This is a genomic window from Oryzifoliimicrobium ureilyticum (assembly GCF_037199735.1).
Lineage (GTDB): Bacteria > Pseudomonadota > Alphaproteobacteria > Rhizobiales > Rhizobiaceae > Rhizobium > Rhizobium ureilyticus.
Map to the genome: position 1 here is coordinate 22,496 of NZ_JBBBVQ010000032.1, position 12,702 is coordinate 35,197.

10 protein-coding genes are annotated in these 12,702 nt (G+C 50.0%); 3 read left to right on the plus strand and 7 right to left on the minus strand.

Features of this window, described 5'->3' with window-relative positions; all coding sequences use genetic code 11:
- Nucleotides 1–2: 2 nt before the first annotated feature.
- The 7 genes from fcl to VQ830_RS26755 all read right to left on the minus strand — a co-directional run bounded on the left by fcl (nt 3) and on the right by VQ830_RS26755 (nt 9,250).
- Nucleotides 3–965 (minus strand): GDP-L-fucose synthase, encoded by a 963-nt coding sequence (fcl, locus tag VQ830_RS26725; RefSeq protein WP_337271198.1) that lies wholly within the window; start codon nt 963–965, stop codon nt 3–5.
- On the minus strand, nt 966–2,108 hold the full coding sequence (gmd, locus tag VQ830_RS26730; protein WP_337271199.1) for a GDP-mannose 4,6-dehydratase: 1,143 nt from the start codon (nt 2,106–2,108) through the stop codon (nt 966–968). It lies immediately after the preceding gene.
- 211 nt (nt 2,109–2,319) lie between these two features.
- Nucleotides 2,320–2,787 carry a hypothetical protein gene (locus VQ830_RS26735; RefSeq protein ID WP_337271200.1) on the minus strand — a complete coding sequence of 156 codons (468 nt, stop codon included), beginning with the start codon at nt 2,785–2,787 and terminating at the stop codon, nt 2,320–2,322.
- Nucleotides 2,784–3,617 carry a hypothetical protein gene (locus VQ830_RS26740; protein WP_337271201.1) on the minus strand — a complete coding sequence of 278 codons (834 nt, stop codon included), beginning with the start codon at nt 3,615–3,617 and terminating at the stop codon, nt 2,784–2,786. Before VQ830_RS26740 ends, VQ830_RS26735 begins: the two co-directional genes overlap by 4 nt.
- Nucleotides 3,618–3,652: 35 nt before the next feature.
- On the minus strand, nt 3,653–5,974 hold the full coding sequence (locus VQ830_RS26745; RefSeq protein WP_337271202.1) for a GNVR domain-containing protein: 2,322 nt from the start codon (nt 5,972–5,974) through the stop codon (nt 3,653–3,655).
- A 155-nt stretch (nt 5,975–6,129) separates the two neighbouring features.
- Complete coding sequence (locus VQ830_RS26750; protein ID WP_337271203.1) at nt 6,130–8,079, minus strand: aq_1923 C-terminal domain; 1,950 nt, start codon at nt 8,077–8,079, stop codon at nt 6,130–6,132.
- 295 nt (nt 8,080–8,374) lie between these two features.
- A complete protein-coding gene (locus VQ830_RS26755) occupies nt 8,375–9,250 on the minus strand; it encodes a hypothetical protein (protein WP_337271204.1) in 876 nt (291 codons plus the stop codon).
- A 291-nt stretch (nt 9,251–9,541) separates the two neighbouring features.
- Between VQ830_RS26755 and VQ830_RS26760 the strand changes: the two genes are divergently transcribed.
- The 3 genes from VQ830_RS26760 to VQ830_RS26770 form a co-directional block, all read left to right on the plus strand.
- Nucleotides 9,542–10,333, plus strand: a complete 792-nt coding sequence (locus VQ830_RS26760; protein WP_337271205.1) for a metallophosphoesterase — start codon at nt 9,542–9,544, stop codon at nt 10,331–10,333.
- 343 nt (nt 10,334–10,676) lie between these two features.
- Nucleotides 10,677–11,915 carry a polysaccharide biosynthesis/export family protein gene (locus VQ830_RS26765; protein ID WP_337271206.1) on the plus strand — a complete coding sequence of 413 codons (1,239 nt, stop codon included), beginning with the start codon at nt 10,677–10,679 and terminating at the stop codon, nt 11,913–11,915.
- A gap of 240 nt (nt 11,916–12,155) precedes the next feature.
- Nucleotides 12,156–12,702: 2-dehydropantoate 2-reductase N-terminal domain-containing protein (locus VQ830_RS26770; RefSeq protein WP_337270802.1), on the plus strand; the 547-nt coding region annotated here is incomplete at its 3' end.

The following is a 12,702-nucleotide window of genomic DNA, read 5'->3' on the forward strand; positions in this document are numbered from 1 at the left end:
CACTACACTGCAGTTTCAATTTTGCGCTCTGAATAATCGCCTTTCAGGAAAGCGCTGTATGCATCACGAATGCCTTGCTCCAGGTTTATGGATGGCTTCCAGCCAAGGGCCCGGAGTTTTTCGCCGCTCATTAGTTTCCGGGGCGTACCATCAGGCTTCGAAAGATCCTTATTTATCTTCCCTTCGAAGCCAACAATCTCGCAAATTAGCTCCGTCAAGTGAAATATAGTGATCTCCTGTTCAGACCCTACGTTTACGTGGTCGTCATCTGAATAATTTTTCATCAGATGAACGCATGCGTCGGCGCAATCGTCTACATGGAGGAACTCCCGTAACGGCGTTCCTGTGCCCCAGATCGTGATCTCGCTACGTTTCTGCATTTTCGCCTCATGAGCCTTGCGTATCAGTGCAGGCATCACATGGCTTGATGTAAGATCGAAGTTATCTCCTGGGCCGTACAAATTTGTAGGCATGGCTGAGATAAAATCATCGCTATACTGCCGCCGATATGCCTGACAAAGCTTAATACCGGCAATTTTTGCAATCGCGTACCACTCATTAGTCGGCTCAAGAGGTCCCGTTAGAAGAGAATCTTCGGCGATTGGTTGTGGCGCAAATTTTGGATAGATACATGATGAGCCCAGGAATAGAAGTTTGTTTACGCCTGTTTTGTGAGCAGCATGTATAATGTTGGCTTCGAGAATAAGATTCTGATAAAGGAATTCAGCGGGCAGACTGTTATTTGCAACAATTCCACCCACTTTAGCCGCTGCTAGAAATACAGCGTCGGGCTTATTCCCCTCCATCCACAACTCGACCTCTTCTTGCCGAGTCAGATCTAGCTCTTTTCGCGTTGCCACCAGAACTTCGCAGTTCTCTGCTGCCAATCTTCTAACAAGTGCTGAGCCCACCATTCCGCGATGCCCCGCGACGAACACTTTCTTTGAGGTCAAATCGAACGTCACTCAACCCTCCAAACTTACAGGTAGATTGAGGCCGTGTTCTCGCAAAAGAGCATGCCGACGCGCAGCTTTGTGATCTTCCGCCACCATCTCAGCGCACATCTGCTGCGCAGTTATTTCCGGAGCCCATCCAAGACGTTTCTTCGCCTTTGCCGGACTGCCAAGCAATGTTTCGACTTCTGCGGGCCGAAAGTACCGCGGATCGATCCGAACAACGATGTCGCCTGTTTTCAATGCCGGAGCCAAAGTTCCCTTTATTGCAACAACCCTTGCGACCTCCTCCACTCCGGATCCGGAAAACTCAAGCTCGACACCGAGTTCCGCGGCACTCCATTTTATGAACTCACGGACCGAATACTGAACCCCAGTTGCTATAACAAAGTCATCCGGCGCATCCTGCTGCAACATCATCCATTGCATGCGCACATAGTCTTTTGCATGCCCCCAGTCACGGAGAGCGTCAATATTCCCCATATAGAGGCATTCTTCGAGACCCATGGCTATATTTGCCAAGCCCCGCGTAATTTTCCGCGTTACGAATGTCTCTCCTCGACGTGGAGACTCATGGTTAAAAAGGATCCCATTGCAGGCATACATACCGTAGGCTTCACGGTAATTTACCGTAATCCAGTAGGCATAAAGCTTTGCCACAGCATACGGCGAGCGTGGATAAAATGGCGTCGTTTCAGTTTGAGGCGTCTCCTGCACCAGACCGTAGAGTTCTGACGTTGAAGCTTGGTAGAATCGAGTTTTCTTCTCAAGCCCGAGAAACCGAACTGCCTCAAGAAGACGCAAAGTGCCTATTGCATCGACATCAGCGGTGTACTCAGGCGCTTCAAAGCTGACAGCGACGTGAGACTGCGCACCAAGATTGTAAATTTCATCGGGCTCGATGTCCCTAATTAGCCGAGTGAGATTTGATGTATCGCTCAAATCGCCGTAGTGGAGCTTGAAATGTGCGTTCTCAATATGCGGATCTTCGTAAATATGGTCGACCCGCGCTGTGTTAAACAACGACGCGCGTCGTTTCACGCCGTGCACCTCGTAGCCCTTCGATAACAAAAGTTCTGCAAGGTAAGAGCCATCTTGTCCAGTTACGCCTGTGATGAGCGCAACCTTGCCGCTCGTACCGTGTTTATTTTCCATAATACCTTTACCCTACGAGCCCGATTATCGAAGGTACTTCACCGTACCGCATGCAATTGCCATGCCTATCACGCTACCTTTGCTAACAAAATAAACTTATTATTGGCAATAAGTTTGTTTCATTATTATTAATTTACTACAGCAATATTTAATGCGCCTATTTTTGAAGACTTTGATAGGAAAGAAGAGTACCGCGGAAGACCTAGAACTTCTACTTCCATGCTATAGGCGCGAAATCTGCAGATTGGCACGCGTCCGTCATAGCAATGTGCAGGATCAGGTCTGTTTGAGGTTGCCGACCGACTGCAACTTTCAACATTTGGACATAATGCTCAAACTGGGCACGTAAATATCCTGGGTTTGTAGATAACACCCCTTTATAAAGATATCTAATTTTGTACTCCGGCGTGGGATATCGCGATCTAAATATTGCGTCGGCATCTCCATCACGACCAGATACGCCAATCGTAATGGTACAATTCCCGTTTATACCTATGAACTCACCAGTCCCCGGCATAGGAACAAATTTGAATTGCGTATCTTCGAAGTACTTTTCTGGAGTAAATTTTTGAATTTGCTCGTGCTCTCCTTTGAAGTAGTCAACTTCATACTCAATTTTTATGAGCAGCGATAACGCCAGCGCGCAAGTTAACAAGCCACTACCTAAAATGACATTCATTTTCTAGCAGCTCTTAGAGAGAAATATAATATTGCAATTGAACTGCAAATATTCGCGACATTGCTACCTATACCACCATGAATAAGCCAAAAATAATCTGGATACCATCCAATTAGACCTATACGCAGCGTGTTTATTGCAATGATCGTTGAGATTGAACAGATCAGCCAAGTTGCTGCACGAACTGACCATACGCCCTTAAGAACGATCATTGCCGTAAACCATCCTAGTGTCGCATTGGTTACATTCAAAAAGCTGGAGCATCCTGCTCCTACCTGAAGGACAGTTTTGCCGTCGGATGCAAATACGAGATTACCAGTTTTGTCGAGACCAGTTAAAAGAGAGGCAAGCGTCGCGTCGATCTGTAAGATGTAGGGCAGAAAGAAGCTCATTGCTAATCGTCCCCACATAACCGCAACTGCCAGAGCAATTAGCAGGCGCATAGCAGTTTTAACTTCTGGGGTGCGACCGAACAGGGAAAAATAGCCGCCCATAAGTGTCAAACCTACTGCACTAAGGCCAGTTACCGGTGAGATAAACAGCAGGAAGGAGACGGCCGATACAGAATACTCTTTAATATTTAAGCTAAATGATGCGCTTTTGCTTAGGGTGCTAAGGACACTTAGCGCGGCCACCCAGACGACAAGACTAATACCTAGCGTGGAGACCAAGGCGTCCAGAACACTGTAGTTTGTCAGCTGCCTAAAGATTCTTATATACTGAGAGTTTACGAGGCCTAGCAACGTAAGCCCGATTAAAATTTCTCTGCCAGCGAAGAACTTCGCTCGGACCGGGTCATCGATCTCCGGCCTATCTAATAAAGATTGCATTTTCTATCCTGATATCAAACCTGGAGAGGCGCACATTAGATTTTCTTCGAGAAATACTTGGCGCTGTAGGATGCGTACTGTGCAGTGCCTTGATATTCACCATATCTGCCGAGCCGCGCAAGATCGACTTTATTGAGTGCAACCCCAATTGTCTTATCGGCAAACTGCGTATGGTTGTTCATGAATTCTCTGACGAGCTTTCGCGGGGTCGCCCCCCAATGAACAATAAAGAGATATCCATCTATAACTGGATCCGCAGCAAGCGCATCATTCAATGCACCGACAGGGGGAAAATCAATGACGACTATGTCATACTCACCGCGTACACGCTCGATAAACTCATGAGCACGAACGCTGCCGAAGACGTCATTAGCCTGCCGCCGCTTTGCAACACCCGGCAGAAAATGAAGACCACTTTCTCGTTCCTCGGTGATAACCTCAGCCAACGCTACTTCGCCGCTTAGTACGTCAATGAGACCCGGCTTAACACTACTGACTAAGCTCTGCGTGAGGCTCGGGTTTCGTAGATCACCATCAATCAGAAGTGTCGAAGCTCCCTGCACTGCAAAAGAGGAGGCAAGGTTCTTTGCTACAGTCGACTTGCCTTCGTCGGGATACATCGAGACCACCCCAATGACCACGCCCTTTTTTCTAGGAAACTCCGATGCAATTTTTGACCTAACTACCCGAATTCCTTCTGAAAACTGAGAGAATGGCTCATCCACGACTTTCTGAAGCACCGGATTGTCGACAACAGTCAATGCCCGAGTATTACGTTCGTCAATTAAGCCACGATCTAGCTTGTTCTTCATAGGCTTACCGACTAAATCAATGGCTGGTATATTGCCGATAAACTCGAGTGATAGTTCATCACGAACTTGAACTGCTGTTCTGAAACCTCGATCTTGCCACTCGCGTAAGAATGCGATTGCCGAACCCACCATCGCACCAAGCAATAGCATAGCCATAATAGCCAAAGGTTTTCTGGGACTCGTTGGATGAAGCGGTATAGACGCTTCACTGATGATCCGCGCATCGGTCACAGGAAACGATTGCTGCTGTTGAAGCTCCTGCGATTTCTGCAGGAAGCTGGAATAAAGTGTCTTCAGAGTATCGGACTCTTGCTCGAGCGCTCTCAGCTTGACCATCGCGCTGTCATTAACATTGCTCGTTTGTCTCAACTGATCAATCGTGCTTTGGATGCTGTTTACCCTGCTTTGAGCAATGGCCACGTCACTCTGATAACCGGGAAGCAGATTTTTAAGTTCCTCGAATATGAGACGCGTGTATTCAGCCATGTCCTTGCGCGCCTTAACGGCCGCCTGATGACTATCACCGTATCTTGCCGAGATCTCGCTCGCTAACTTGGCAGCCTCGAGATATTTGGCCCGTAGAGCCCCGACGTTCGGGTTGCTTAAGGACTCTGTCAAACTACCGTTAACATCTTGGGTATCAATAATCTGCTTCAGACGCTGGTATCTCGCGCTGGCAGTATCCAGCAAACTTTTTGCTGCGGTAAGTTGTGTCGTCGCGTCAGTCAATGACTGCTCATCAATCAACCTGCCGGACGCTGCAATCAAGTTATTGTCCGCGCGGTATTTTTGAACAGCTTCATCAGCAGCGAGAGATCGAGCCTTCAAGTCTCTGATGCGCTCTTCCATCCAGTTTGTCGCTCGACGTGTCGAATCGAACTTCGAGTCAAGCTGATCCTCCAAATAGGCGTTGGCAAACTGCCCAGCTATCGACTGAGCCAGTGCGGGATCTGCATCGCTGTAGTCTATCTCAAAGACATAGGTGCGCCCTATCCGCTGAACTTTCAAATTACTCTGAAGTATGTTCGCGGCAAGAACTACCCGCAGATTTTCTGGCAGGCTCTCCACCGAAGGTGGAGATGGACTACCCGTCACAACCTGAACAGCGGTCTCAATACCACTCCGGATCGCGCCGATAGACTGGGAAAATAGTGAGCCCTGCGGTTTAAGGAAAGCCATGTTATTCTGCAAACCAAGCCGCTGTGCAACATTGCTGGCAAGCTTGTCAGACGTCAGTATCTGAAGTTGGCTATCAACGGCCCCGGTTTCGAAAGTCAAAGAGCCTTCAAGAGCATTACTTGCCGCCATCCCCACATTCTTTGCGTCAATGAGAATGCTTACGGAGGATGTATACGTCGGAATCGCCTGTATTAAGTACAAAATGCCGAGGACGACTGCGATGAAAATTGCAGAGACGATAACCCAAATCTGACGCCTGGCGGCACCTAATAAGTCAATGCCTGTAAGGGGATTCTGAAAAGAACGCTGTGACCTCTCGGCATCTTCCGCGTTCGTTCCGAATTGGAAATTTGGCTGGTTCAACATCCTTGGGAGGCATCCTGGTTCTTGAGGTTAATGCGGACTGCTGCATTCCGGAAAGATTCCAGAGCTTCTTACAACCACCAAGCGTATACTTGATAAACTAAGTCTTATGATAAAGGAAACTCTATGTTTTTGTCCAACAGCAAAAATAAAGAAGGTTACTTTCGCTCATTAGCACTAGCATCAAGCTTCAGAACCAACGGGATTTGATATGGATTACTAGTGGATGCTATAACGTCTTTTATCGGTGTTACATCTCCACTTGTGGAAATAAGCTCGATAATACGCGGTGCATTGATGAAAGAAATCGCAGCAAACACGAATTTATTTCGGATTGTCGGGGATGGTATTTGTCCCATGATAGCCGGCATGTTCGTTGAGAGGATGCTCTTTAGCTCTTCCGGTGTTTTGTTGTTGGCCTTTGCCATCTGACCTAAAACCCGATCGAAGAGCGACGCATTCTCGAATGAAAGTCGGAAGTTCCGAACGCCGCCGGCGGCAACTTCTTGACCTAAGACATTGGTCGGGTCTTCCATGCTCTTGCGCGTGATACCTGTGATCGAACCGGACAGGTTCAGCGTTCCCATATCCACACCTGAGATCTTGACGGTGTCAAAAGCGATTGCTGAAACCGCGTCTTGCCAAGCCGCCGAGAGCTCAAGCGACAAATCCACATTTTGGTAACCAAGGTCTGTGAGGGTCTGTCGCAATCCAGGATCGGCAATTTGTGCGACAGCGAATTTCACATGTTGGACACTGGATTTGATATTTGTTGGAACAGCGCCGATGAAGTACGACATGTCGAGATCCAGCCTTTCAAGGCCGATCGCTGCACCCGCCACCTGAGCATCAATCCCTTCAGCGGAGATGTGCGCTACCGTCGGGATCGACCTGCGCACAGGCTCCGTTGTAGCACTACCTTCTGTGGTTCCGGGGACGAGATTGACATCGTCAAGCCGAATGGTGCGCAGATTGAATTTGCCACCAGCCCCCTCGGCCTTCGCTGCGCTGAATTCCAGATGGTCGACATGCGTCGCCGTAAGATTGGAAAGCGCGGCAGCTGAAATTTCAACTCTGGTCTTGTCGTTACCGCTTGCGATATTGGCGACGAACTTGGAAGCTTCAGCCTTTTCGAACGAAAAGGATTGCTGGATGTAGCTTGTCACTCGTTCGGCGTCAGCCGGATTTTTCTGTAAATAGGTCGGATCTCGAGCAACATTATCAAAGATAGGTGTAATATTCTCGGGGAACTGCCGAACCTTCATCGCGCCGAGTTGCAACTGATCAAGGCCAAAAGACGATCCGCTGTCTTGAACCGACAGTCCTTTAACCGAAACAGCGCCGATGAAGCTGTTCCAAGCCTTGTTCGTTCCTGCCGCGAGGTAAGCGCTCTCATCGAAGAGCTTGATATATGCGCCGAGATCGACGTTGCTTAGAGAAAGTTCCGCAACATTGAACCCATCACTGCTCTGCGTGCCAGCCTCTTCTGCAGTGCTGGCGCTGCCAGAAAGATTCGTCAACGTGATTTTCGAAACCGCTCCATTGGCAACGACGCCGATGACAGCCGTATCCGCCTTTAAGTCAGAGCCGATGCTAAGCTTTGAAGCTGTCGCTTCGTTAATCGAAGCTTTCGATAGAAGCGACAAGAAACGGATCTGGCTCGTAACGGGCTTTTGAGCGTCGGGTTTGAATTCGGAAAGCTTTGGAATAAAGCTTTTGCCAACGGTCAACCGAGAAAGATCGAGAAGCTTGGAACCACCGCCATCTGCGCTGACACTAACGTTTGAAGCATCGGCCTGAGAAAATCGGTAGCCATCTTGATCACCTGAAAAGGCGGTCAAAACAAGTTTTTCTATTCTGATTGACGCACCGCTCGCAGCCTGAGCTTGAGAGGGCTCCGCGACGACAAGATTGCTGACAGTCACTGTGTCTGTATTAGCGTCCGAACTAATGCCAGCGTTTGTGACCTGCGCTCCATCCTGACCAAGAGAAGTCAACCAGTCACGTACACTTGCCTCAGATGGCGCAGCAATCGATTTGCTCTTAGCTGGTGCAATTTGAGTCTGCGCGGCAAGGGAGGGCAGAGCCACAATCAACGAAGTAGTCAACAGAGCGCACGCCACGTGAAACGATACACGCATATAAATCTAGCCTTCCGAAACTTGCCCTTTACGGCGCCTAATCAGCCACTGAGAATTCCCTGAAGAAAGCTCAAAGTTACTTGCGGCGCTTTATTTTCCCAATCACTCAAGCCGTGACTTAGCTGCTGTATACTACATTCTTGTTAGGTTTTTCTCAGATTTGTATTTTTGAGTTAACATCGATACGTGCAAATCGAAAAAAACATGCAGACCCGAGAGGCCTGCATCATCGCTCCATACAGTTTGAGTGGAAGCCAAAACCTCAAGCCTGGCGAACATCTCGTGACGCACGCCTTCTCCGCATAGCGAACCAATACGCCATTCCGGCAACGGGTAGAATTCCCGCCCCAGCCTCTGGGCCTGGTACAGCAACAGTCTGCGTTGTCGAGGAGATGTTATTCGCGGCAAAAATTAGAGCCGTCGCAAAGGAGGGGAAAGAAATGTGCCTTTGCGAGCCGCCGCCATTTGCTTGATCGCCATTTAATCCAACGGTTGCCGTTGGGTCACCCCCACCCGTCACCGGCGAGCCGAGACCCGCGTTGGATCCTGCTGCAGCCGGCGAGACAGCGGTGGTCGCAACCACCTCACCATTTAAGGCCTTGCATGTCACCGCCACACCGCCATTCGCGTTGACCGACACGCCAAAGCTTGTGGAAATAGCTTGATTGGTACGGGCGCTGGTCTGCGACGCAGCAGCAATGCTGCTCAAAATGTTTCGCGCGAGATCGCGAGCAGCCTGTGCCTGAGAGGGCGGAGATGCAGGATTATTCGCAGCATTCATAAGCGATGAGGTCGTGGTGCAGAGGCCAAGGCCGACAGCCGCAGTCTCTTCATTTGTCGTCGACTGGACTGCGTAATTCACGACCTGCGGCAGGCTTGTCGGGCTTGTGAGCACGAAGCTCTCAGTCAGGCCGGGAATGCGACCGGCATCTCCAGGTGTGCTCTTGAGCAAATTTCCGAAATTACCGTTTGCAGCCTTTAAGGCGTCGTCAGAAAGACGCTTCGACACAAGCTCAGCGGGGAGGTTCCAGCCAGCTGGAGCTGTCTGGTTCGCAACGTTCGCGGTTTGTGCATTGCCGACGGAAGAAAGCATAAGGCTCGCAGCGACAGCAAATACTCCCAATCTGAGGACGACCATATCTTAGCTTTCAATAATAACTATGAATAGTTGATGGATTCTCTTTAGAAGGAGAGAACTAAAAAGTAAACAATCTCTTAAAGGCTGAGTTAATGCTGCAGTTTTTAATTAATTCTCAGTCATCTCTTCAAGATATTTTCGTAAAAACTTGAAGGAAAAAGTAAAACGCAATACCGTTAACCTGCAGCTTCCACAAGATAATTTTATCTGGCATCAGATTTGCTTAATTCTGTACGCGTACAAAACGAGGCACTGACGCTTTGCTACCGTGGTATGGGCTTGGGGTTGATGATGAGAGGGTTGCTGAACGCATTGCAGAAAAAAACTGTCGAGAAGAGCAACGATTCCATCCAGCGGCCGCGAATCGATCTCGGAAGCAATACCCCCCCTTATGCAATCTACGCAGTGGGCGATGTGCACGGCTGCCTAAAACTTTTACAAGAGGCTGAGCAAGCCATCTTGTACGACATTCACAAGAACAAAATCCCAGGTTTTATCGTCTTGCTCGGAGACTATGTAGACAGAGGGCCAGATTCTGCACAGGTGCTCGATCACCTGCTATCTCCACCCCCGAAAGGCGTGAGACGTCTTCCTCTGTGCGGCAACCATGACGAACTCTTCCTGCATTTCATCAACGATCCCCGTGGAAATCTCGACTGGCTGGAAATGGGGGGCCGTGAGACGCTCACATCTTATGGAATGGACGGCAACTATGTCTGCGCCGGAACAAAAGCTGAGGCAAAGATGCTACAGGCCGAATTGCTCTACCTTATTCCTACCACCCACATCGACCTCCTTAATAAAATGCCGGCCTATTTCAAAATTGGGAACTATGTCTTCGTTCATGCTGGCATACGCCCCAGCATTCCATTGGAGAACCAGTCCGATGAAGATCTGTTCTGGATCAGAGAGCCATTCATTTCGATGGGTCCAAATCTGCCGTTTACATTTGTTCACGGGCACACGCCTTTTCGTGAACCTTCATTTGGACCAGGTCGCATCGGAATAGATACGGGCGCTTATGTCAGCGGGAAGCTTACAGTGCTGAAGATCTATCAGAACGAGGCCAACGTGCTTTCCTGAACTTACAGAGAGTTGTACGTGATTACGCTGGAGGTGTGCGCGATCCGTCAGCCGCATTCAAAGAACGACCGCGACATATTTGTCACGTTTTACTCAGAATGTAAGCATATCCGCACAACTAAAAATTGACTACAAAGGCCAAAACGATAAATGCGTGGCAGTTTTGCTTCGGACTTTAATAAAGATCAAAAATAAATTCATCATATTCTATTTTTTAGATTGGATTCAGTTGGCGATGTTAATAATGAGGCCTGAGCATTGATTTAATCTGTGCCGAGACATGGGCGTTACAGGTACAGAACCGATAAGTCATTGCTTAAGTGTGCATGTGAAGGGGACAAACGTGCGAAATCTTCGCGGACGCGCCTTGAAGGCCGGCATCGTACTATTGAGTGGCGTAGCGCTGGCTGGCTGCCAGGAACTTGCGAAAGAAGGACCGACAGCCCAGGCCATCAAGGCAAACGCCGCGGTCACGGTGCCCGGAGCCAAGACCAAATCCATCTTCGATTACGTTCTGATCGACGTTGATGGCAATGCTGTAAATACGTTTGGCTCCCCCAAGAAGAGCTCGCTGTTCGGGACTTTTGGCAATGCACGTAGCATTGCGCCGCAGCTGAAGTTGGGCGTCGGCGACGTCGTTCAGGTTACTGTCTTCGAAGCACAGACAGGCGGTCTGTTTATTCCAACCGACGCGGGTGCCCGTCCTGGAAATTTCGTCACATTCCCTTCACAGCAGATCGATGGGAAAGGTGAACTGAATGTGCCCTATGCCGGGCCGATCAAATTTGCAGGGCGCTCGATCACAGACGTACAAAACGAGATTGCCGACAAGCTTTCAAACCGCGCCATTGAACCGCAGGTCATGATCACGCTCGCCAATCAACGCTCAAGCCAAGTGTCCGTGGTGGGTGACGTCCGTGCCGCGGCGCGGATCGACATCAATCCGGCCGGAGATCGCATTATCGACGTCCTAGCTCGCGCCGGCGGACCGGCGAGCCCAGGCTACGAAACCTATGTGACGTTGGAGCGCGGTCGCACTAAGTCGACGATGTTTTTCGATGATATCCTGGCAGACGCCAAGGAGAACATCTACATTCACCCCGACGATACGATTTATCTCTATCGTGAAGCAGAAAGCTTCTTGGCTTTTGGCGCGACGAATTCAGGGACAACTGGGGCTTCCACGAAGATCAACTTCGGATCTGCTCGTATCACTTTGGCTGAAGGTATCGCCAAAATGGGCGGTATCGACGATACGCGCGCCGACGCAAAGAAGGTCTTTATCTATCGCGTGATGGATCGCAAAGTACTCTCTGCTGCACGGATAGACCTGAGACGCTTCCCGGTCAGCCAGACGGACATTCCGGTCATTTTCCAGATCGACTTCCGCAATCCGAGCGCCTACTTCGCAGCGCAAAACTTCTATCTTGCGAACAAGGATATTGTCTATGTTGACAATTCGGGTTCGTACGAGCTTTCGAAGTTCCTTTCGCTTGTCACAAACGTCACGTCGACAGTTACGAGCACCTCGAACGCTGTCACGTCTGTCCGCAGCGGCAGAGATTCTCTGCGCAATTTCTAAAAATTGCTCGATCGATTACAGGAGGCGGCAAAGGCCGTCTCCTTTTTCTTTCGCATTTGCTTCTGAAGCGCTTCGAGCAACCGTCAAAGGGATGGGCGTTTCCGGCACGTGCTTGCTGAGAATATTGCCGGACCTGGGCTTGCCTGAAGAAAAGCCAGACAATAAAGAAATGATCGATTGCTGCACTGCAGCAATACTTTCGCTTATTGTGGCTGCGTGCACAAGAAAAGAGACAATACTATGCGTATAGTGATGATTGGCTCGGGCTATGTTGGGCTTGTTTCGGGGGCTTGCCTTGCAGATTTTGGCCATCATGTGACCTGTGTGGACAAGTCCGAGGCCAAGATCGAGGCTTTGGAGCGCGGCGAGGTGCCGATCTTCGAGCCGGGGCTGGAAGCCATCATTGCGCATAATCGCTCGGCAGGGCGTCTTGATTTTTCTCTCGATCTCGCCGCGCCGGTGGCCGCTGCCGATGTCGTGTTCATTGCTGTGGGCACACCCTCGCGCCGCGGTGACGGTCACGCTGACCTCAGCTATGTCTATGCGGCCGCCCGCGAGATTGCCGCGGCCGTCAGTGGCTTTACGGTGATCGTCACGAAGTCGACCGTGCCAGTCGGGACAGGCGACGAGATCGAGCGGATCTTCCGCGACGAATTCCCCGGCAAAGACATTGCCGTTGTGTCCAATCCCGAGTTCCTGCGCGAAGGAGCCGCGATTGCCGACTTCAAGCGCCCTGACCGTATCGTCATCGGCACGGAGGATGCGCGGGCCAGTGAGGTGATGCGCG